This is a genomic window from Rhizobium sp. BR 317 (genome assembly GCF_047445835.1).
Taxonomy (GTDB): domain Bacteria; phylum Pseudomonadota; class Alphaproteobacteria; order Rhizobiales; family Rhizobiaceae; genus Rhizobium; species Rhizobium paranaense.
The window spans coordinates 449,337-470,562 of sequence record NZ_JARWLB010000003.1; the positions used below are offsets into that span (position 1 = coordinate 449,337).

Below are 21,226 nucleotides of genomic sequence, written 5' to 3' on the forward strand. Positions count from 1 at the left end.
CCGGAGCATAGCTCTCCGGCGGCGTCTTGTTTTTCACGCCGATGTGTACGACGCTAACGTCTCCGGGCCTTCGTCTCACCCCTTCGTGACTTTGCGTCATCGTGCTTAGCTATTATCTCTTGTTTCAGATTTATCAGGCTTGATGAGGCCTTACGGACATCCTGAAAAGCGCGACGCGGTTTCGGGGTTCGTGCCAGCACAAGGCCTTCAAGGTCTGAGAAAGAGGTATAACGGCATGCGCTTACGGTTTTTGGTTCCACTTCTAGCAGGCATCGCGCTCGCAAGTTCGCTGCATGCGGAGGAGCTTGCCAAAATCAAGGGCGTTGTCGAACTCTTCACGTCCCAGGGCTGCGCCTCCTGTCCGCCGGCCGATGCTGCGTTTCAGAAGCTGATCCGCCAGGGCGATGTCGTCGCACTCGCCTATCACGTCGATTATTGGAATTATCTCGGCTGGAACGACACGATGGCGTCCAAGGACAATACGGCTCGGCAATATGCCTATGCCCGCACCCTCGGCCGCAGCGGGGTCTATACGCCGCAGGCGATCATCAATGGCCGCGACCATCTGAACGGTGCCGATCTAAACGCCATCAATTTCAAGCTCGATGACTTCCAGCGCCAGGGCAAGGGCCTAACGGTCCCGGTCAGTGCCGCCATGAAGGGCGACGAACTGGAGATCAAGATTGGCGCTGGCCAGGGCAAGGCTAATGTCGTCGTTGCCTATTTCGACAGGGAGCAGCAGGTTGCTCCGAAGGCCGGCGAAAACAATGGCCAGGAAATCACCTATCTGCACGCGGTTTCGGACGTCGAAACCGTTGGCATGTGGGACGGCAAGGCCATGAATGTCGTGCTGCCCGCCAATGTATTGGACAAAGCCGGTCGGCGCGGCCTGGCGGTTCTATTGCAGTCCTCGACGCCATCGGGCGACCCGGCGGCGATCATCGGCGCGACGGTCTTGACGATCGGGACCGACGGCTGATCTGCATTTTCCGACGTCAGTCGAAAAGGTCCCAATTTCGGCTTTTGCCGAAAGTTCTCTATTTTGGCTGGCACCAAAAAGAGGGAGTGCCCGGCGAGGGCGCATTCGGGGCTGGGGTTCGGTCGATACGCCCCGGCCGGGCTCGGTTTAGCGCGGCGGCGCCAAACCGGGCCCTATAGTTCCGGTAAATGGGGCGTCGTTTTGACTGAAATGCGGCGCCGCCAAGATGCGTCCTTTCAAGCGCAAGAAATTGTGAGTAGCTCTTGGTCTTGCAATTTAATGTGGCTGAGGCAAACTGTCATCTTCTTGTCATGACGCAACCCCTGGGGGATTGATGACTGATCAGCCGGAATTGCGACACGGCGAAAGCCGTTCCGTCGACACCACTTCTTCCGTCGTCGTTGATCTCAGAGAATACAAACAGAGCAAGGACCCGCTGCCGGTGACCTTCCATCGCAGGGAGCTGGACGCCATCCTATGGATCTACGGCCGCATGGTCGGCGAAGGCGAATGGCGTGACTACGCCATCGACCATCTCAGGGAAAAGGCGGTTTTCTCGGTCTTCAAGCGCGCAGGCGAGCTGCCTCTCTTCCGCATCGAGAAAAACCCCAAGCTGGCCGCTAAGCAGGGCGCGTTTGCCGTAATCAATACCAACGGCATGATCCTGAAGCGTGGCCACGACCTGAACCAGGTGCTGAAGGTTTTCGATAAGCAGCTCAAGCTGGTGGAGAAGTAGCGTTGTTCCTTCTCCCCTCGGGGAGAAGGTAAAGGCGATACTACCCCCCAAACAAAGTCCCCGGATAGACCGATGGATCGGGGTCGGTTTCTACACCCTCGCCCAGCGCCTTTTGCATCAGCATCGTGTCCAGCCAGCGGCCGTGCTTGTAGCCGGTGCCTTTCAACAGGCCCGTCTCCGTAAAACCGGCGGCGCGGTGGAGGGCGACGGAGGCTGGGTGGGCGCCGCCGATGACGGCGATCATTTGGCGGAAGCCGAGGGTCTGGCAGTTTTCCACCAGAGCTGCCAGCAGCGCTTTGCCGATGCCGCGGCCGCGCGCTTCAGGCGCGAGATAGATCGAATCCTCCACCATCCAGCGATAGGCCGGCCGCGTGCGGAACGCGGAAGCGTAGGCATAGCCCAAGAAGGCGCCGTCTTCGCCTTCTGCGGCGATATAGGGGTAGCCTTTGTCGCGGATACCCTGGAAGCGGCCAGCCATTTCCTCTTCGCCCGGCGGGGTGATCTCATAGCTTGCCGTGCCGTTCAAAACGGAGTCGCGGTAGATGGCGGTGATAAAGGGAAGGTCGGCGGAGGTGGCGTTGCGAAGGCGGAAGGACATCTGCGTTTATTGCCTGATCTGCGATTCCAAAACGCAGATATAAAGCCGCGTGTGAAGCTGCAAGGCAAACAAAAAAGGCGGCCGGAGCCGCCTTTTCGAACGATCATTCATGTCGCAGCAATTATTTGCGGTTGCCCATGAATTGCAGCAGGAACATGAACAGGTTGATGAAGTCCAGGTAAAGCGTCAGCGCGCCCATGATCGCCTTGCGGCCAGCAACGGCAACGTCGTCGGCTTCATAGTACATTTCCTTGATCCGCTGCGTATCCCAGGCGGTCAGGCCTGCGAAGATCAGCACGCCGATCGCCGAGATGGCGAACTGCAGGGCGGACGAATGCAGGAAAATGTTGACGAGCATGGCGATGATCAGGCCGAAAAGACCCATCATCATGAACGAGCCCATCGCGGACAGGTTACGCTTCGTCGTGTAGCCGAACAGCGACAGCGCGCCGAAGGAGGCGGCGGTCACGAAGAAGGTCTGCACGACGCTCTGGCCGGTGTAGATGATGAAGATCGACGACAGCGACAGGCCCACCAACGCGGCATAGACCCAGAAGGTCGTCGTCGCGGCGGCAACGCTCATACTATTGATCCTGAAGCTCAGGAAGAACACCATCGCCAAGGGAGCGAGGATGACGACCCAACGCAGCGGGCTCAGATAGATCGCCTGACCGAAAGTTGTGAGCTGCCCGTCAGCGAAGGCGAGGGTGAATGCGAAATAGGCGGCCAAACCCGTGATCGCCAGACCCAGCGCCATCAGGTTATAGACCTTGAGCATGTAGGCTCGAAGGCCCTCATCTATCATCGCACCGGTCTGCGCACCGCTCTGGGGCGCCCGGTTTTGGTAATTGCGGAAGTCAGCCATGTTTTCCTCTTTCAAGCTCCGATGTGAGTAGCGTGTCGGGCACTTTGTCCCAGGCGCCGCTGCGGAGCTCCAGCATGCCTGCACAGAATATGAGGCTTTCACGCCCTATGCACAAGGGCTAAGCGGGGGCGGCAGGGTTAAATCGGCGTAATATCGAGCAATTTCGGGATGCTCGGTTAACGTCCAAGCATCTTGGCAGCGGACATGCCTTTCCGAAAATCCACGGCGATTTTCGTGTTCTGTGCTCAGAGTTCACGCAGGACCGGCGCTGCCTTCTGGCCGAGAATGCGCCAGGTGCCGATCAGCCCGATTCCGACCGTCAGCAGCAGTGCGATGATGAGGGTCGAAAAGGCGACGTCGGGAAGGAAGGTCGACGGCAGGTGCATGATGCGGCTGACGATGTACCAGGCCGCCACGGAACCGGCGAGCAGGGCGAAGACGGCGGTCGCTGCACCCAGCATCAGATATTCGTAGCTGAAGGCGCGGATCAGCATGGCTCGCGTCGCGCCGAGGGTCTTCAGCACGACCGCATCATGCGTGCGTGCGCGATTTCCGGCTGCGAGCGCGCCCGCAAGAACAAGCACGGATGCGATCAGCGCCACGGACGCCGCAGCGCGGATGGCGGCGGCAAGCTGGCCGACCAGCGTGTTGACGATATCGAGAGCATCCTTGACGCGGACGCTGGTGATCGTCGGATAGGTGTTGGTGACGTTCTTCAGGATGGCGGCTTCCTGCGCCGACGTCGCGCTGGGGTCGGTGAGGGTCGCGAGCCAGGCATGCGGCGCGCCCTTGAACGCGTTGGGCGAAAAGATCATGACGAAATTGATGGACAGCGATTGCCACTGGATCTTGCGGAAGCTGGCGATCTTGGCCGTCAAGTTGCGGCCGAGCACGTTGACGGTCACGGTATCGCCGAGCTTCAGACCGAGCGCCTTGCCTTCTTCGTCGGAGAAGGAGACCAGCGGTTCGCCGCTGTAATCCTTGCCCCACCATTGCCCTTCGGTAAGCGCAGCATTCTCCGGGATGGTGTCGGCATAGGTGATGCCGCGGTCGCCGCGCAATACCCACTGGCCAGCTGGCGGCACTTTCCTCTTGCTCACGTCCTCGCCATTGAAGGCGACGATGCGGCCGCGCAGCATCGGCACTTCGACGAGCTTGCCCTGCGGCGCCTGCGCCTGCACGACCTTGCGGAAGCCATCGAGCTCCGAGCCCTGGATATCGACGAAGAAGAAGTTCGGCGCCTGTTCGCTCATGCGCCCAGTGAGTTCGCGGCGCATATTGCCGTCGATGAGCGTCAAGGTCACCAGCAGCGCGAGGCCGAGACCGAGCGAGAGGACGACGGAGGCGGTGAGCGCGCCCGGCCGATGGATGTTGCCGATCGCCAATCGCAGCGCGGGCGAATGGACGCGTGGGCTGCGGCGGGCAAGCCACGACAACAGGGCGGCGACGGCACGCAGCACGACGAAGGCGACGGCGATCGAGACGACGAAGACGACCGCGATGAAGCGATCATAGGCGGTGAAGATCGCAAGCGCCGAAAGTGCCGCCATCAGCAGACAGGCGGCGAGCAGGTAGGGCCAGCTTGGCAGCCGGCGGGCCTCGAAGCCTTGCTCGCGGAACAGCGCTGTCGCCGGCACTTCGCGGGCATGGCCGAGCGGTAGGATGGCAAAGGCGAGCGTCGTCAGCAGGCCGAAGAGTGCTGCCAGCGTGAGCGGACCGGGATATAGCCGCGGCGCGGTCGAAATCGGCAGAAATTCGGCCATGAATTGCGAGGCGAGCAACGGCGCGATGGCGCCGAGGAGGAGACCGACGGCGATGCCGGCCAGCGCAATCAGGGCGATCTGGATCAGGTAGATCATCACCACGACCAAGGCCGGCGCGCCGAGGCACTTGAAGGTGGCGATGGTGGTGCGTTTGGAATCGAGGAAGGCGCGCACCGCATTGGCGACCCCGACACCGCCGACGATGAGGGCGGTCAGCCCGACCAGGGTCAGGAATTGCGAGAAGCGGGTGATGTTGTCGGCAAGCGCGGGCGCTGCCCGGTCGCTCGTTCGGACCGACCAGCCGGCCTGCGGGAAAGCCGTATTGGCGCGGGCGGCGATGTTGTTCAGGCCGTTGGCGGGATCGTCCATACGGATCTTGTAAACCTGCTCGACCAGACTTCCGGTCGTGATCAAGCCCGAGGCGACCAACGCGTTACGGCTGGTGAGCAAGCGCGGCGCAAAGCCGAAACCTTCCGATACCGAATCCGGCTCGGTCTTCACCGTGCCGGTGATTCGGAGCCTGGTATTGCCGAGCAGCAGCTCGCTGCCGATCTTGAGGTTCAGTCGTTCCAGCAGCAGAGGCGCGGCGACGGCGCCATAGGTTCCTTCCTTGGCCGCGAGCAGCGTCGATAGCGGCTGATCTGGATCGGCCTCGAAGGTGCCGTAGAGCGGGTAGGCGCCGTCAACTGCCTTGACTTCGACCAGCGCCTGATCGGAGCCGTCGGGCAGGCGGGCCATGGAGCGCAGGCCGGTGGATTGGGAGAGCTGGCCGAGGCTGTTGAGATAGGCCAATTCGTCCGGCGTCGCCTCGCGATTGTTGAGCTCGAAGCGGACGTCGCCGGCGAGCAGCGATTGGCCCTGCGTCGAGATCGCGTCGGTGATCGAGCGCGAGACGGAGTTGACGGCGGCGATTGCGCCGGTGCCGAGGGCGATGCAGGCGAGGAAAATATAGAAACCGCCGAGACCGCCGCGCAATTCGCGCAGCGCCAGGCGAAAGGCAAGCGTCAGACGCGCTCCCGCCGCAGTCATGCCATTGCCGCCTTATTGGTCCGTGCGTGGGCGCTGTCGCCCTCGATTTCGCCGGAGCGAACGTGGATCTGGCGGGAGCAGCGGGCGGCAAGCGCCGGATCGTGGGTGACGAGCAGCAGCGTCGTGCCGCGTTCGGCCTGCTGGGCGAAAAGCAGGTCGGCGATCTGCCGGCCGGTGTCGGTGTCGAGATTGCCGGTCGGCTCGTCGGCGATCAACAGGGCAGGCGACGGGGCGAGCGCGCGGGCGATCGCCACGCGTTGCTGCTCGCCACCCGAAAGCTGACCGGGATAATGGCTCAGCCGCTCGCCCAGGCCGACGGCCTGCAATTCGCGCCGGGCGATGTCGAAGGCGTCGCGGACATTGGCCAGCTCGAGCGGTACGGCGACATTTTCCAGCGCGGTCATATTGGCGATGAGATGGAAGGACTGGAACACGATGCCGATATTGCGGCCGCGGAAATCGGCAACGCGATCTTCGCTCAGGCTATGCAGGGGCGTGTCGCGGATCAACAATTCGCCGCTATCGAGCTTTTCAAGGCCGGCGAGCACCATCAGCAAAGTCGACTTGCCGGAGCCGGAGGGGCCGACGATGCCGACGGATTCGCCTTCGGCAACGGTGAGGTCGATGCCTTTCAACACATGGACGGAGGCGGCAGCGTTGCCGAGCGTCAAATCCGCCTTCTTCAGCTCGATGATGGTTTTTGCCAATGCGAACGCCCTATATACGTCAGAGACCGTGGCGGGCGCGATTTGGCCCTTACGGCGAATTTAGGGAATGGATCATGAGTTTTAAAGTTGCGGTGTTTCACTTCGCTGTCATTGCTTTCGGTCTTTTCTTTGGCGTTGCGGGTGCCGCCGATGCGCGGACGATCCAATTGGTCGGCCTCGGCGACAGCCTGATGGCCGGCTACCAGCTTCCGCCAGGCGATGGATTTCCTGCCAAGCTCCAGGCGGCGCTGAAGGCCAAGGGTCTGGATGTGGCGATTGCCGATGCCGGTGTGTCCGGCGATACCAGCTCCGGCGGCCTGTCGCGCGTCGACTGGTCGGTGCCGGACGGGACCGACGGCGTGATCCTCGAACTCGGCGCTAACGACGCATTGCGCGGCATTCCGCCCGAACAAACGGAAAAGAACCTCGACGCCATCATCAGCCGGCTGAAGGAGCGCAACATTCCCGTCCTGCTCGCCGGCATGCTGGCGCCGCCGAACATGGGTCCGGACTATGCAGCCAAGTTCAACCCGATCTACAAGCGGCTCGCCGAAAAATATCAACTGCCGCTCTATCCATTTTTTCTCGATGGCGTCGCGACGCATGCGGACTTACAATTGAGCGACGGTATGCATCCGAACCCGCAGGGTGTCGATGTGATGGTGCAACGTTTTCAGCCCGTAGCGACGAGTTTCATTGGGACGATTGTCGCACACGCGAAATAGGAGCTTGCACCGACTGCAAATGCATGATTCCCTGCTGTTATCTGCAAGAGATTCGGGGAGTGCTCGTTATGCCGAGACTTTTTACCGCCCTCGAAATTCCGCGCAACGCGGCCATGAGCCTTTCGTTGTTGCGCGGCGGTCTTCCCGGAGCCCGGTGGATCGACGTTGAAAATTATCACATCACTTTGCGTTTCATTGGCGATGTCGACGGTCGTACCGCCGATGAAATCGTCGAGCGACTGGACCGCATCGATCGGCCGGAATTCCAGCTTCGGTTGGAAGGCATCGGCTCCTTCGGCTCGAAGAAACCGCATTCGGTCTGGGCCGGCGTCACGCAGACGCCCGATATGTACGCGCTGCAGGGCGAAATCGAGCGCATCTGCCAGCGTATCGGCCTGCCGCCGGACCCGCGCAAGTTCACACCGCATGTCACGCTCGCACGGCTGAAGTCGTCGCGGGTCGATGATGTGGTGCACTATCTCTCCGGCCGCGGTAACTTCCACACGGCGCCGTTCACGGTTGGACGCTTCGTGCTGCTGTCTTCCCGCGAATCGGTCGGCGGCGGTCCCTACCTCACCGAAGAGATTTTCCCGCTTCACGAGGCTCGCAGCGCTTTCCCCGCCATGGGCAACAACGCTCTGCAGCCAGCCAAGAGCATGGTATAGACCGCTTCGAAGTCCTCGTGGCCTCCATAATAGGGGTCTGGGATGTCTTTGGGGCTACCAAGCGTGAAGGCGTTGAAGAGGTGCAGCTTGCCGAGTGCATCGGCAGGCGCAATTTTGCTCAAATTCTTCAAATTGTCTTGATCCATTGCCAGGATCAGGTCGAACCGATGAAAATCGGTTATCTCGATGCGGCGTGCGCGTTGAGCGGAGATATCGACGCCGTGGCCTGACGCGACTTCCACGGAGCGGCGGTCAGGCTTCTCGCCCTGATGCCAGCCGCCGGTGCCGGCCGAATCGATCTCGAACTCGGAAGCTCGCCCGGCTTCGGTCGCAAGATGCCGGAAGATACCTTCGGCAAGCGGGGAACGGCAGATATTGCCGGCGCAAACAAACAGAATTCTGTGACGGTCCATAGTATCGTTCAATCGATAAAGAGGAGTAATCTTGCCATGAAATACGAAAAGCTGGAACCGGCGGCAATCGATGAAAACCTGGCTGGCCTTAGCGGCTGGACATTGGCTGCCGATCGCCTTTCGATGTCGAAGAGCTTCAAATTCCGCAATTTCGTCGAAGCTTTCGGCTTCATGGCCGAGGCAGCCTTGGCGGCGGAGAAGTTCAATCACCATCCCGAATGGTTCAACGTCTATTCCCGCGTCGACGTGAAACTGACGACGCATGACGCCGGAGGCTTGACGGACCATGACATCAAACTCGCCAAAGCGATGGAAAAGGCTGCGGCTCGGCGAGCTGATTGAATCGCGGGTGCCGATCACCATATGTCTAAGCGGCCCAGCAAGGGCTTCCTAAAGGGATGAGCGGAATGGATGACATCAAGTACGGGGAAATCCTGATGCCTGGTGACGAAGAGACCCAAGAACGGCAGGAGAAGTCGGTGCGCAGCAAGTTCTGGCCGACCTTACGCAAGGCAGCACGGTATATCCCGTTTTCTCGCGATGTCGTCGCAGCTTTCTATTGCGCGCTCGATCCGCAGACGCCGACCCGCGTCCGCGGCATTCTGCTGGCCGCGCTCGGCTATTTCGTCATGCCGGTTGACATCATCCCGGATTTCTTCGCCGTCATCGGTTTTTCGGACGATGTTGCCGTGCTGACGCTCGCCTTCGGCATGATCAAAGGCCACATCCGGCAGGAGCATTATGACGCCGCCGACCGGGCCTTGGCCAACGAACCCGAGGCCGTAAAAACGGCTTGATCCCCCTCCGATCGACGCCGGCAGGATTCCTGCCGGGTTTCCAGACCTTTATGCGGTCTTCCTGATTTTAGAGAGGTCAAACTCTTGCCCGAATCTTTCTGTCTTAAATCGATCCCATAGGGTGGTGTTCCGCCATCCGGGTTTTCCAATTCCTCCTGATGTGTTTCAGGCCCGGCCCACTTGGGCTGAAACGGCACAGATCAGGGGCAATTACCGCCCCGTTGACGGTTTGGTAACCTAAATAAAGTCAAAATAGGGCAGCTCACGAGCATAGGCGTGCGTTACTTAAATCGCCTTGAGCTCTGGACCGCAAGAAATCGGCAGGAAACCATGTTTGTAAAAAGCTTCGCAATCGCCCTCTCGCTCGTTCTGGCCGGCACCGGCATCGCGTCCGCGCAGACCAAGACCAAGAAGCAGGCAGCGCCCGCCCCACAGGCGCAGGCGGCAGCACCGGCGGCTCCGACGCGCATCCAGCAATTCGATGCCTGGGGCGCCTATTCCTACCAGTCCGGCGCGGGCAAGGTCTGCTACGTCCTTTCGGTGCCGACGGCAAAGTTGCCGGCTTCGGGCATCGACCATGGCGACAACTTCTTCATCGTTTCCCAGCGTCCGGGTCAGAACATCTCTTACGAACCGCAGGCGATGATGGGCTATCCGCTCAAGGAAAATTCCAAGGTCGACGTCGTCATCGACAACAAGACTTTCGTGATGTTCACCAAGGACAAGGCTGCCTGGGTCGAAAATGCCGCGCAGGAGCCGGCGCTCGTCGCAGCGCTCAAGTCCGGCCATTCGCTGAAGGTCACCGCGACCTCGAAGAAGGGCACCGGCACCTCCTACACCTACTCGCTGAAGGGCGTTTCCGCCGCTCTAAAGCAGATCGAAAGCTGCAAATAAGATCGATGATGCCGTGATCACGTCAAAGTGATCAAAGGTTCTCTCGAAACCGACGCAACGAGGCCGGCCTTGATGGCTGGCCTTTTGCCTTTCTTGAAGAGGGATGACGCGGGCTGAAATTAATGCTAAAGGCCGCGCCGACGAGCGGTGTATTTGCAATTTTTTGCCCCGCTACCAGATGAACCTTCTGATCTCAGTGCCTTGCCCGCGCCCGCAGCTTTCCGGCTTTGGGGCATCGCCGATATGAACCATTGGAATGATGCTATGTCCGCGATCGATGTCATGACCCCATCCAAGCTGAAGCCGATGCCTGTGTCGCAGCCGGTCGAGCTTTCGCCGAAACCGTCGCTGATCGGCCTGACACGTGAAGAGATGGGGGCGGCACTGAAGGAAAAGGGCGTCGCCGACAAGCAGATCAAGATGCGCGTCAGCCAGCTTTGGAACTGGATCTATGTGCGCGGCGTCTCCGATTTCGATGCCATGGCGAATGTCTCCAAGGACATGCGGGAAATGCTGAAGACGCATTTCACCATCGCCCGGCCGGAGATCGTCGAGGAGCAGGTTTCCAACGATGGCACCCGCAAATGGCTGTTGCGCTTCCCGCCGCGGGGCGCCGGCCGGCCGGTCGAAGTAGAAACCGTCTATATTCCGGAAGAGGGCCGCGGCACCCTCTGTATTTCCAGCCAGGTCGGCTGTTCGCTCACCTGTTCCTTCTGTCACACCGGCACGCAGCGCCTCGTCCGCAACCTGACGGCCGAGGAGATCCTGTCGCAGCTCCTCTTGGCGCGTGATCGGCTGGGCGATTTCCCCGACCGCGAAGCGCCGCAGGGGACGATCATGCCCGCCGAAGGCCGCAAGGTCAGCAACATCGTGATGATGGGCATGGGCGAGCCGCTCTACAATTTCGACAGCGTCAAGACGGCGTTGCTGATCGCTTCCGATGGTGACGGCCTGTCGCTCTCCAAGCGCCGCATCACGCTCTCCACCTCCGGCGTCGTGCCGGAAATCTATCGGACAGGTGATGAGATCGGCGTCATGCTGGCGATTTCGCTGCATGCGGTGCGCGACGATCTGCGCGACATGCTGGTGCCGATCAACAAGAAATATCCGCTGAAGGAATTGATGGACGCCTGCCGCGCCTATCCGGGCCTTTCGAACGCCCGGCGCATCACCTTCGAATATGTGATGCTGAAGGGCGTCAACGACAGCCTCGAGGATGCGAAAGGCCTGATTCAGCTCCTGAAGGGCATTCCGGCCAAGATCAATCTCATCCCCTTCAATCCTTGGCCGGGCACGAATTACCAGTGTTCTGACTGGGAGCAGATCGAGAAGTTTGCCGATTTCATCAATTCGGCGGGCTATGCCTCGCCGATCCGCACGCCGCGCGGCCGGGACATTCTTGCCGCCTGCGGCCAGTTGAAGTCGGAATCCGAGCGCATGCGCAAGACTGAACGGCTCGCTTTCGAAGCCATGATGATCGCCAACCACGGCGAGGATTGAGATCGATGCTGCTTGGTCTACGCGGGCCGATGCGGCTCCTGTGGGGCTATCTCGGCGCCTGTGTTCTGATGGGTTTCGTGCTGGCTTGCGTTGCAGCCTGGACCATGCCGGGAACGGCGGCCCCCGAACTCTTCGCGCTCACCGTGGCGCTGACCAAGCTCGCGATGATCGTCAGCATCCTGCCATCGCTCGTCGTCATTGCGATTTTCGAATGGCGCGGCATGCGCCGCTGGTATGGTTACGCCCTCTACGGCGCCTTGCTGTCAGCGGCGGCATCGGTGCTGATCTCGGGGAGTGTGGAAGGACCACAGACCCTCAATCTGATCACCATCGTCGTTTGTTTTGCCTTCCTTGGTGCCGTCTGCGGCACCGTCTATTGGTGGATCGCCGGCCGGTTCGCCGGGCTGCCTTAACCCAGGACATCCTTGGTAATCAAAGGATTGTAGCAGGTGCCTGATTTCGGAACGATGTCGAGATGGTCGCCTACTAAAACGTGCACTGGAGGACGTCCGATTTCGATTGTCTCGTCACAGTTGTATGATTTGCCGAGATGCGTTCTTACGAAGATGATCTCCGCCAACGTCACGGTATAGGGGGCACCCTTGCTTGGATGCACCTCTTCGTTCCACATCCGGGTAATGGTGGCCTCAGCGTGTGGAAAGTGATGTACCCGCCAGACGTTGGCTTCATGCACTGCCCACATAACGAAAAAAAAGCCAGCCAATTCAAGGGCGACAAGCATTACCTTTATTTCGGTGTCGGTGACGCGCAGCCAAAAAGAAGACTTTGGATCGTTATGCATTGTTTCAAGGTTTGCTACCGCTTCCCAACTTAAACATGCATAATATGTGCGGATAGTTCGCCCGCTTTTCAAGCCGTGCCGCACTTAACGGGAATGCGTGAGGAAGATCTTCACCGCGAAGACTGAAAAGACGCTCGCAAAGGCATAGTCGAGGCCGCGCATGATGCCGCGGTTCTTCTGCAGCCAGGTCGACAGGCCGTCGGCCGCAAGCACGACGAGCGCGTTGACCGGCATGCCGATCATGATGAAGAAGAAACCCAGGAACAGGAGCTTTTGCGTGACGGCCGGATCGCCCGCCGTGACGAACTGCGGCAGGAAGGTCATGAAGAAGATGATGACCTTCGGGTTCAGCAGATTGACCCAAAAGCCGGTCGAAACGTTGGCGAGCGGCGTGCCTTTTGCGATATCGACCTTCTTCACCGTCAAGCTGGAGCCGAAGCGGATCGCCTGGATCGCCAACCACAGCAGATAGGCAGCGCCACCGGTTTTCAGGATGGTGAAGGCCAGCGGCGATGCGGTAATCAGCGCCGAAACGCCAAAAGCCACCAGGAACGTATGCACGACGATACCGAGGCTGGTGCCGAGGACCACGAAAAGTGCTGCCTTCTTGCCCTGCGCCAATGCACGGCTGATCGACAGGGTCATGTCGGGGCCGGGGGTCGCCGCCAGCAGCAGGCTCGCGGCCGAAAAAGCAAGAAGGGTCGGCAAGCTGGGTATGAAGTCCATGGCATGCTCCGAAAGCCGGACAAAAGGATCAGCGGTTTTATCCGGCTTTCTGATCTTTGCCAATCAATCCTTCTTTTCGAGGAATGCCTTGAACTTTTCGGCATAGTCGGGATGCCAGCGTGACAGCGGCGGGCGGTTTTCGATGATATCGCCTGCGGCCCAGAGCATGCGGCGCTCGTCCGTTGGCCGCGCAACATCATTGTCCGGGCAGAGGATATAGAAGTCGCCGCGCTCAAGGCTCTCGACCATGAAATCGACCGTCTGTTCCGGCGTCCAGGCTCCGGCCGGCTTTTCCTGGCGGTCGCCCTTGGTGAGGCCGGTGAAGACGAAGCCGGGGATCAGGAGATGCGCGGAGATCCTGGCGCCGGCGGTGTTGCGCAGTTCGTGCTGGAGCGCCTCGGTGAAGACCTTCACGCCCGCCTTGGAGACGTTGTAGGCCGGGTTGCCGGGCGGTGTGGTGATGCCCTGCTTCGAACCGGTGTTGATAATCAGGCCGGGTTTTCCATGAGCCAGCATGCCGGGTCCGAAAACGCGCGTACCGTTGATGACCCCCAAAAGATTGACACCAAGGATGTTGTCCCACCCGGGCTGCGGGCTAAAGATCGAGGTTTCCGGCCCGATACCGGCATTGTTCATCAGCACATGCACGCGGCCGAAATGCTGCAGGACGGCACGTTCGAGAGCTTCCAACTGCTCCTTATGGGCAACGTCGGTCTCGACGGCCATGACCTGGTCCTCGCCGGCGATCGCTACGAGTTCGGCGCGTGCAGCGGCCAGCCGGTCGCGGCCGAGATCGGCGATGGCGACGCTCATGCCGAGCTTTGCGAAATATTTCGCCGCCGCAAGGCCGATCCCCGAGGCGCCGCCGGTGATGACGGCCACATTGGCTTTCTTGAAAATCTCTCGAATATCCGTCACGGGCGTTGCCCTCCCTAGGCCTTGTTTGGATACTGGCAGATATGATCCCTCGATTTGATGTGTCAAATCGAAATCATGTGTCCATGAACCAGAGGTCTTGCCGCTTCTCCATGTCATGAACGCGACACGAACTGGCAGTGCTTCCCCTTGCGCCTCGTGATAATCTCGCTAAAAGTGCCGCCACACAGGGTTTGCGGGCGTCTCCGCGGGCTCGCATTGAAACGGACCTCATCACCATGGCATCACATAAAGACGTGAAGAAAGTCGTTCTCGCCTATTCCGGCGGTCTCGACACCTCGATTATCCTGAAGTGGCTGCAGACGGAGCTCGGCGCAGAAGTCGTCACCTTCACCGCCGATCTCGGCCAGGGCGAAGAGCTTGAGCCGGCGCGCAAGAAGGCCGAGATGCTCGGCATCAAGGAAATCTATATCGAGGACGTGCGCGAAGAATTCGTGCGCGATTTCGTCTTCCCGATGTTCCGCGCCAATGCCGTCTATGAAGGCGTCTACCTGCTCGGCACGTCGATTGCCCGGCCGCTGATCTCCAAGCATCTGATCGATATTGCCAGGAAGACCGGCGCCGATGCGATCGCGCATGGCGCGACCGGCAAGGGCAACGACCAGGTTCGTTTCGAGCTTTCGGCCTATGCGCTGAACCCGGACATCAAGATCATCGCTCCCTGGCGCGACTGGTCGTTCAAGAGCCGCACCGATCTGCTCGAATTCGCTGAAACGCATCAGATCCCGGTCGCCAAGGACAAGAAGGGCGAAGCGCCGTTCTCCGTCGATGCCAACCTGCTGCACTCCTCGTCCGAGGGCAAGGTTCTGGAAGATCCGTCGCAGGAAGCACCGGAATATGTGCACATGCGCACGATTTCGCCGGAAGCTGCTCCCGACAAGGCGACCGTCATCAAGGTCGGCTTCGAAAAGGGTGATGCCGTTTCGATCAACGGCCAGCGCATGAGCCCGGCGACGCTGCTCGCAACGCTCAACAATTACGGCCGTGACAATGGTATCGGTCGTCTCGACCTCGTCGAGAACCGCTATGTCGGCATGAAGTCGCGCGGCGTCTACGAGACCCCCGGCGGCACGATCCTGCTCGCCGCCCACCGCGCCATCGAATCCATCACGCTCGATCGTGGTGCAGCTCACCTCAAGGACGAGCTGATGCCGCGCTATGCCGAGCTGATCTATTACGGCTTCTGGTTCTCGCCGGAGCGCGAAATGCTGCAGGCGCTGATCGACAAGAGCCAGGAGCATGTCGAGGGCGAAGTGACGCTGAAGCTCTACAAGGGCAATGTCATGGTCATCGGCCGCGAAAGCCCGAAGTCGCTCTATTCCGACAAGCTGGTGACCTTCGAAGACGACCAGGGCGCCTACGACCAGAAGGATGCGGCCGGCTTCATCAAGCTCAACGCGCTGCGCCTGCGCACGCTCGGCAAGCGCAATCTGTCGAAGTAATCGGCATCAAGATGATGAAAAGCCCGCTTCCGGTTGCCGGAGGCGGGTTTTTTCTTTCTGGATGGTTAGATAGAAAAAAGGGCCGGATTTACTCCGCGGCCCTTAATTCCCGTTCGATCTCCGCCGGCAGCTCCGCATTCTGCAGATTGCTGCGGAAGGCGCGGAGCGCATGATGGAGTTCATCCTGCAGGCCGTGATCGAAGCCCTGCATTGCATCCTTTTCCACCGCGTAGATCTCGCAACCGATCTGCTTCAGCTTGGCACCGGCCGCCTCCGACAGCACGATGCGCTTGGCGCGACGGTCAAGCGGATCGGGCTGACGCTCGATCAGGCCGCGCGCCTGCAATTTGTCGAGGAAGGCGCTGACTGTCATCGGCTCCAACCCCATGCGAGTGGCAATATCCAATTGACGGCTGCCATTGACGGCGGCGACCTGGATGAGCGTGCGCGCTTCACCCGCCGTCAAACCCAGCCCCGCGACCATAATGCGCCGCTCGAAGGCCGCTCGCATCAATCGGGCGCAATCCGCCACGAGAAAGGCAAGCGAATCCGTATCTATCCTGCTGCTCATAAGCGCTTCCCTACTTACGCTTTGTTTTTTAGGCCCCAACCAATCTTTATTGATTTCGCCCCCCGAATTCAACGGATTCTTCCTTTTTCAATAGACTTGTCCCGCTTGACCCGATTCGAAGCGTTGCTAATCTGCCCTGATTATCAGCGGGAACTTCCAATATGACGCAATCCCTTATCGTCGGCGCCTTCTTGGCGGCGCTGTTTTATGTGCTCATTCCCGGACCTGCTTTCCTGGCGCTGCTCGGCATCGGCGCGGGGCAGGGGCGCAAGGCTGGCGCCTTCTTCGTGAGCGGTCATTTGGTCGGGGATATCATTTGGTCGTCACTCGCTTTGATTGCAATCATCGGCGCAAAAACTATCGGTACCGTCGTATTCGACGTGCTCGGCTTGCTCTGCGGCTTCTATCTTGCCTGGATCGGCTGGAATGCGTTCACCGCCAAGCCGAAGAAGGATGGCAAGGCGTTGCTGAATGTCGAACGTCCCTTCCGGCGTGGCCTGATCTTTGGCGTCACCAATCCGAAAGGATATCCGGTGGCACTGGCAACGTTCACCGCGCTGGTGGCAGGTTCGGCGGGTGCGTTGACCTTCAGCGCGCTGCCGCTGCTGCTCGCCGTTTCTTTCGTCGGCTTCATCACCGCCGATATCATCCTCATCGGCGTTATCGGCGCTGGCGCCGTTAGGCGTTTCTACCGCGCTCACGAGCGGCTGATCGTACGCTGCTCCGGCGTGCTGTTCATGGGCTTTGCTGCGCAGGCTTTGTGGCATGCGACGCCCGGCTTGCTCGGTTGGCGCAAGGCCTGACCTTTCCTCATTATTTGTTCCACCCTCGCCATACCAATTTGGCGGCGAGGGTCTTATATCGTGCTTCGATCAGATGCCTGCCGAAAGGATGCCTTGCATGTCTTCCCAAACCGCCGTCAACCCAGCGCTCGTCGAATGGACCGGACATCAGGGCCTACCGCGTTTCGATGCCGTGAAAGACGCCGATTTTGCGCCTGCCTTTGACGCCGCTCTTGCGGCGCATAACGCGGAGATCGATGCGATCGCTGACAACGGCGAGGCGCCGACTTTTGCCAACACCGTTACCGCGCTCGAAATCGCCGGCGACGAGCTGTCGCGGGTCTCCGCTCTGTTCTGGAACAGGGCCGGGGCGCACACCAACGAGCTGATCCAGGCCTTGGAGCGCGAGATCGCGCCGAAGATGTCGCGGCATTATTCGAAGATCGGCATGAACGCCGCGCTGTTTGCTCGCATCGATGCGCTATGGGAAGCGCGTGAGGAGCTTGGCCTGACAGTGGAAGAAACTCGCGTGCTGGAACGGCACTGGAAGGGTTTCGTGAAGTCGGGCGCCAAGCTGGCGAAGGCAGAACAGGAGCGGCTCGCCGAGATCAATGAGAAATTGGCGGGCCTCGGCGCGCAGTTTGGGCAGAATGTTCTCGCCGACGAAAAAGGCTGGGTACTGATCCTCTCCGAAGAATCCGATCTGGCCGGCATTCCCGATTTTCTGAGGGACGCGATGGCCGCAGCCGCACGCGAACATGGCGCAGAAGGCAAATTTGTCGTCACGCTGTCGCGCTCGATCATCGAGCCGTTCCTGTCTTCGTCCGAGCGTCGCGATCTACGTGAGCAGGCTTTCAAGGCATGGGTAGCGCGTGGCGCCAACGGCGGCGAAACGGACAATCGCAAGATCATCAAAGAGACGCTGGCGCTGAGAGCCGAGAAGGCCGAGCTGCTCGGCTACGGCAACTTTGCCGAATTGAAGCTCGACAACACCATGGCCAAGACGCCGGAGGCGGTGAACGAACTGCTGAGGGCGGTCTGGGCGAAGGCGATCGAGCGCGCTCGCGAGGAAGAGGGCGATATCGCCGCGCTGATCGCCGAGGAAGGGCGCAATCACGAGGTCATGCCTTGGGATTGGCGGCATTATGCCGAGAAGATCAGGACGCGGAAGTTCGATTTCTCCGAGACGGAACTGAAGCCCTATCTGCAGCTCGAAAAGATCATCGCCGCCTGCTTCGACGTTGCCGGTCGCCTCTTCGGCATTCGCGCCGTCGAGCAGAAGGGTGTTCCCGCCTATCACCCCGATGTGCGTGTTTTCGAAATCCGCGATCGCTCGGACAGGCTGGTGGCACTGTTCCTCGGCGATTATTTCGCCCGCAATTCCAAGCGCTCAGGCGCCTGGATGAGCTCGTTTCAATCGCAGCATAAACTGCCGCTGAAGAATGGTCATGTCGGCGAGCTGCCGATCATCTATAACGTCTGCAATTTCGCCAAGCCCGCCGAAGGCAAGCCGGCGCTACTGTCGCTCGACGATGCCCGCACGCTGTTCCATGAATTCGGCCACGCGCTGCACGGCATGCTCTCCAACGTCACCTATCCGTCGGTGTCGGGCACCGGCGTTTCCCGCGATTTCGTCGAGCTGCCGTCGCAGCTTTACGAACACTGGCTGACCGTGCCGACAATCCTCAAGGAATATGCCGTGCACTACGAGACCGGCGCGCCGATGCCGCAAGCTTTGCTCGACAAGGTTCTTGCCGCCCGCACCTTCAATGCCGGCTTCAACACCGTGGAATTCACGTCCTCGGCGCTGGTCGATATGGCTTTTCATACCCGTGGCGCTGTCGAGGACCCCATGGTAGTGCAGACCGAAGTGCTTTCGGAAATCGGCATGCCGAATTCGATCGTCATGCGCCATGCCACGCCGCACTTCCAACATGTGTTTTCCGGCGACGGCTATTCGGCCGGCTATTATTCCTACATGTGGTCGGAAGTGCTGGACGCCGACGCTTTCGCCGCCTTCGAGGAAACCGGCGACGCGTTCAATCCGGATATGGCTGGAAAGCTGAAGGCCAATATCTATTCCGTGGGTGGCTCGATCGATCCGGAGGATGCCTACAAGGCCTTCCGCGGCAAGTTGCCGAGCCCGGACGCGATGCTGAGGAAAAAGGGGCTGGCGGCCTGATCCTTTATCCCCGGACGTGAAGGTTCGGTGACAAGATCGACATGTTGGGGATATGCGAAAGCGGGCATGCTGCGCGCTTTCGTGCCTCCCCCCTTTCGCATTCGCGAAAAAAAGGGTATGAGCGCGCCAAATGTAATTGGCGTGTTCACTTCATACCGCGCCCCAGCCTCAGAGATACAAGATTATGGCACTTCGCAACATCGCGATCATCGCGCACGTTGACCATGGGAAAACCACCCTCGTTGACGAGCTTCTGAAGCAGTCCGGCTCCTTCCGCGAGAACCAGCGCGTTGCCGAACGCGTCATGGACTCGAACGACCTGGAAAAGGAACGCGGCATCACCATTCTCGCCAAGGCGACCTCGGTCGTCTGGAAGGATACACGCATCAACATCGTCGACACCCCCGGCCACGCCGACTTCGGCGGTGAAGTCGAGCGCATCCTGTCGATGGTGGACGGCGCGATCGTTCTCGTCGACGCTGCCGAAGGCCCGATGCCGCAGACCAAGTTCGTCGTCGGCAAGGCGCTGAAGGTTGGTCTTCGCCCGATCGTCGCGATCAACAAGATCGACCGTCCGGACGCCCGCGCCGACGAAGTCATCAACGAAGTCTTCGATCTCTTCGCCAATCTCGACGCCACCGACGAGCAGCTCGACTTCCCGATCCTCTACGGTTCCGGCCGTAACGGCTGGATGAACTATTCGCCGGAAGGTCCGAAGGACGAAGGTCTCGGCCCGCTGCTCGACCTCGTCGTCAAGCACGTTCCGGAGCCGACCGTCGGCGAAGGCCCGTTCCGTATGATCGGCACCATCCTGGAAGCCAACCCCTTCCTCGGCCGCATCATCACCGGCCGCATCCATTCCGGCTCGATCAAGCCGAACCAGGCCGTCAAGGTTCTGGGCGCTGACGGCAACCTCATCGAAACCGGCCGTATCTCCAAGATCCTCGCCTTCCGCGGCATCGAGCGTCAGCCGATCGAAGAAGCGCAGGCAGGTGATATCGTCGCCATCGCCGGCCTTTCCAAGGGCACGGTCGCCGACACCTTCTGCGATCCGCAGGTCAGCGAGCCGCTCGTCGCGCAGCCGATCGACCCGCCGACCGTCACCATGTCCTTCATCGTCAACGACAGCCCCTATGCAGGCACCGAAGGCGACAAGGTCACCTCGCGCGTCATCCGCGACCGTCTGTTCAAGGAAGCCGAAGGCAACGTTGCGCTGAAGATCGAAGAAGCCGAAGGCAAGGACTCGTTCTACGTCTCCGGTCGTGGCGAATTGCAGCTCGCCGTCCTGATCGAAACCATGCGCCGCGAAGGCTTCGAGCTTGCCGTTTCGCGTCCGCGCGTCGTCATGCACAAGGATGAGAGCGGTGAGCTTCTAGAGCCGATCGAAGAAGTCGTCATCGACGTTGACGAAGAGCATTCCGGTATCGTCGTGCAGAAGATGTCGGAGCGTAAGGCCGAAATGGCTGAGCTGCGTCCGTCGGGCGGCAATCGCGTTCGCCTCGTATTCTTCGCGCCGACCCGCGGCCTGATCGGCTACCAGTCGGAACTTCTGACGGACACGCGCGGCACCGCCGTCATGAACCGTCTGTTCCATGACTATCAGCCGTACAAGGGCGAAATCGGCGGCCGTGTGAACGGCGTGCTGCTCGCCAACGAAGCCGGCGAAGCCGTGGCCTATGCCTTGTTCAACCTGGAAGACCGCGGCCCGATGATCATCGACGCCGGCGAGAAGGTCTATGCCGGCATGATCATCGGCATCCACTCCCGCGACAACGACCTCGAAGTCAACGTGCTGAAGGGCAAGAAGCTCACCAACATCCGCGCCGCCGGCAAGGACGAAGCCGTGAAGCTGACGCCGCCGATCCGCATGACGCTCGACCGCGCACTCTCCTGGATCCAGGACGACGAGCTCGTCGAAGTCACGCCGAAGTCGATCCGCCTGCGTAAAATGTACCTCGATCCGAACGAGCGTAAGCGTTTCGAGAAGGCTCGCTACGCATAATAGAGCGACTTGTACCGCTTCGGACGAATTGACCCCGGCCCCTGTGCCGGGGTTTTATTTTGTGTGTTCGATTTTTGAGCCCTTGTTGCAAAGGTTAAAAAGGGGTTAATTT

The 21,226-nt window shown here is 60.2% G+C and carries 22 protein-coding genes; 13 read left to right on the plus strand and 9 right to left on the minus strand.

Going from position 1 to position 21,226, the window contains the following annotated elements:
• Positions 1 to 235 precede the first annotated feature (235 nt).
• Both QD357_RS07200 and QD357_RS07205 read left to right on the plus strand, forming a co-directional pair.
• Positions 236 to 979: a DUF1223 domain-containing protein gene (locus QD357_RS07200; RefSeq protein WP_107109632.1), complete on the plus strand. Its 744-nt coding sequence runs from the start codon at positions 236 to 238 to the stop codon at positions 977 to 979.
• Between the two features lie 334 nt (positions 980 to 1,313).
• Positions 1,314 to 1,715, plus strand: a complete 402-nt coding sequence (locus tag QD357_RS07205; protein ID WP_107109631.1) for a DUF2794 domain-containing protein — start codon at positions 1,314 to 1,316, stop codon at positions 1,713 to 1,715.
• Between the two features lie 40 nt (positions 1,716 to 1,755).
• On the opposite strand, the gene QD357_RS07210 is transcribed toward QD357_RS07205, so the two are convergent.
• From QD357_RS07210 to QD357_RS07225, 4 genes are all read right to left on the minus strand, one after another.
• Entirely contained in the window at positions 1,756 to 2,313 is a 558-nt protein-coding gene (locus QD357_RS07210) for a GNAT family N-acetyltransferase (protein ID WP_107109630.1), read from the minus strand.
• Positions 2,314 to 2,434: 121 nt separating this feature from the next.
• Positions 2,435 to 3,178 carry a Bax inhibitor-1/YccA family protein gene (locus QD357_RS07215; RefSeq protein ID WP_107109629.1) on the minus strand — a complete coding sequence of 248 codons (744 nt, stop codon included), beginning with the start codon at positions 3,176 to 3,178 and terminating at the stop codon, positions 2,435 to 2,437.
• Between the two features lie 245 nt (positions 3,179 to 3,423).
• Positions 3,424 to 5,970 (minus strand): ABC transporter permease, encoded by a 2,547-nt coding sequence (locus QD357_RS07220; RefSeq protein ID WP_107109628.1) that lies wholly within the window; start codon positions 5,968 to 5,970, stop codon positions 3,424 to 3,426.
• Positions 5,967 to 6,677 carry an ABC transporter ATP-binding protein gene (locus QD357_RS07225; RefSeq protein ID WP_107109627.1) on the minus strand — a complete coding sequence of 237 codons (711 nt, stop codon included), beginning with the start codon at positions 6,675 to 6,677 and terminating at the stop codon, positions 5,967 to 5,969. The genes QD357_RS07220 and QD357_RS07225 overlap by 4 nt, the downstream gene beginning before the upstream one ends.
• Positions 6,678 to 6,751: 74 nt before the next feature.
• Here QD357_RS07225 and QD357_RS07230 point away from each other — a divergent pair, with 74 nt between their 5' ends.
• Complete coding sequence (locus QD357_RS07230; protein ID WP_107109626.1) at positions 6,752 to 7,402, plus strand: arylesterase; 651 nt, start codon at positions 6,752 to 6,754, stop codon at positions 7,400 to 7,402.
• A gap of 68 nt (positions 7,403 to 7,470) precedes the next feature.
• The gene (gene thpR / locus QD357_RS07235; RefSeq protein ID WP_107109625.1) at positions 7,471 to 8,067 is read left to right on the plus strand and encodes an RNA 2',3'-cyclic phosphodiesterase; all 597 of its coding nucleotides are present in this window, start codon (positions 7,471 to 7,473) and stop codon (positions 8,065 to 8,067) included.
• Here the strand turns inward: thpR and QD357_RS07240 are convergent.
• The gene (locus QD357_RS07240; RefSeq protein ID WP_414124124.1) at positions 7,998 to 8,480 is read right to left on the minus strand and encodes a low molecular weight protein-tyrosine-phosphatase; all 483 of its coding nucleotides are present in this window, start codon (positions 8,478 to 8,480) and stop codon (positions 7,998 to 8,000) included. The two genes, thpR and QD357_RS07240, sit on opposite strands and share 70 nt — an antisense overlap.
• Positions 8,481 to 8,516: 36 nt before the next feature.
• On the opposite strand from QD357_RS07240, the gene QD357_RS07245 reads away from it, so the two are divergent.
• From QD357_RS07245 to QD357_RS07265, 5 genes are all read left to right on the plus strand, one after another.
• On the plus strand, positions 8,517 to 8,822 hold the full coding sequence (locus QD357_RS07245) for a 4a-hydroxytetrahydrobiopterin dehydratase (protein WP_107109623.1): 306 nt from the start codon (positions 8,517 to 8,519) through the stop codon (positions 8,820 to 8,822).
• Positions 8,823 to 8,887: 65 nt separating this feature from the next.
• Complete coding sequence (locus tag QD357_RS07250; protein ID WP_028751329.1) at positions 8,888 to 9,277, plus strand: YkvA family protein; 390 nt, start codon at positions 8,888 to 8,890, stop codon at positions 9,275 to 9,277.
• Positions 9,278 to 9,607: 330 nt separating this feature from the next.
• Positions 9,608 to 10,171 (plus strand): invasion associated locus B family protein, encoded by a 564-nt coding sequence (locus QD357_RS07255; protein ID WP_107109622.1) that lies wholly within the window; start codon positions 9,608 to 9,610, stop codon positions 10,169 to 10,171.
• 264 nt (positions 10,172 to 10,435) lie between these two features.
• Positions 10,436 to 11,671: a 23S rRNA (adenine(2503)-C(2))-methyltransferase RlmN gene (gene rlmN, locus QD357_RS07260; protein WP_107109621.1), complete on the plus strand. Its 1,236-nt coding sequence runs from the start codon at positions 10,436 to 10,438 to the stop codon at positions 11,669 to 11,671.
• Positions 11,672 to 11,676: 5 nt separating this feature from the next.
• Positions 11,677 to 12,084, plus strand: coding sequence for a hypothetical protein (locus tag QD357_RS07265; RefSeq protein ID WP_107109620.1), 408 nt, complete (start codon positions 11,677 to 11,679; stop codon positions 12,082 to 12,084).
• Here the strand turns inward: QD357_RS07265 and QD357_RS07270 are convergent.
• From QD357_RS07270 to QD357_RS07280, 3 genes are all read right to left on the minus strand, one after another.
• Entirely contained in the window at positions 12,081 to 12,473 is a 393-nt protein-coding gene (locus QD357_RS07270; protein WP_107109619.1) for a hypothetical protein, read from the minus strand. The two genes, QD357_RS07265 and QD357_RS07270, sit on opposite strands and share 4 nt — an antisense overlap.
• An 84-nt stretch (positions 12,474 to 12,557) precedes the next feature.
• Complete coding sequence (locus QD357_RS07275; RefSeq protein WP_107109934.1) at positions 12,558 to 13,199, minus strand: LysE family translocator; 642 nt, start codon at positions 13,197 to 13,199, stop codon at positions 12,558 to 12,560.
• 63 nt (positions 13,200 to 13,262) lie between these two features.
• The gene (locus QD357_RS07280) at positions 13,263 to 14,117 is read right to left on the minus strand and encodes an SDR family NAD(P)-dependent oxidoreductase (RefSeq protein ID WP_107109618.1); all 855 of its coding nucleotides are present in this window, start codon (positions 14,115 to 14,117) and stop codon (positions 13,263 to 13,265) included.
• Between the two features lie 236 nt (positions 14,118 to 14,353).
• On the opposite strand from QD357_RS07280, the gene QD357_RS07285 reads away from it, so the two are divergent.
• Positions 14,354 to 15,577, plus strand: a complete 1,224-nt coding sequence (locus QD357_RS07285; protein ID WP_107109617.1) for an argininosuccinate synthase — start codon at positions 14,354 to 14,356, stop codon at positions 15,575 to 15,577.
• An 88-nt stretch (positions 15,578 to 15,665) separates the two neighbouring features.
• Here the strand turns inward: QD357_RS07285 and QD357_RS07290 are convergent, their stop codons facing one another.
• Positions 15,666 to 16,148 carry a MarR family winged helix-turn-helix transcriptional regulator gene (locus QD357_RS07290; protein ID WP_107109616.1) on the minus strand — a complete coding sequence of 161 codons (483 nt, stop codon included), beginning with the start codon at positions 16,146 to 16,148 and terminating at the stop codon, positions 15,666 to 15,668.
• 161 nt (positions 16,149 to 16,309) lie between these two features.
• Here QD357_RS07290 and QD357_RS07295 point away from each other — a divergent pair, with 161 nt between their 5' ends.
• From QD357_RS07295 to typA, 3 genes are all read left to right on the plus strand, one after another.
• Positions 16,310 to 16,951, plus strand: coding sequence for a LysE family translocator (locus QD357_RS07295; protein WP_107109615.1), 642 nt, complete (start codon positions 16,310 to 16,312; stop codon positions 16,949 to 16,951).
• Positions 16,952 to 17,048: 97 nt separating this feature from the next.
• Positions 17,049 to 19,112, plus strand: a complete 2,064-nt coding sequence (locus tag QD357_RS07300) for a M3 family metallopeptidase (protein ID WP_107109614.1) — start codon at positions 17,049 to 17,051, stop codon at positions 19,110 to 19,112.
• 184 nt (positions 19,113 to 19,296) lie between these two features.
• Positions 19,297 to 21,114 (plus strand): translational GTPase TypA, encoded by a 1,818-nt coding sequence (typA, locus tag QD357_RS07305; protein ID WP_107109613.1) that lies wholly within the window; start codon positions 19,297 to 19,299, stop codon positions 21,112 to 21,114.
• Positions 21,115 to 21,226: the final 112 nt, after the last annotated feature.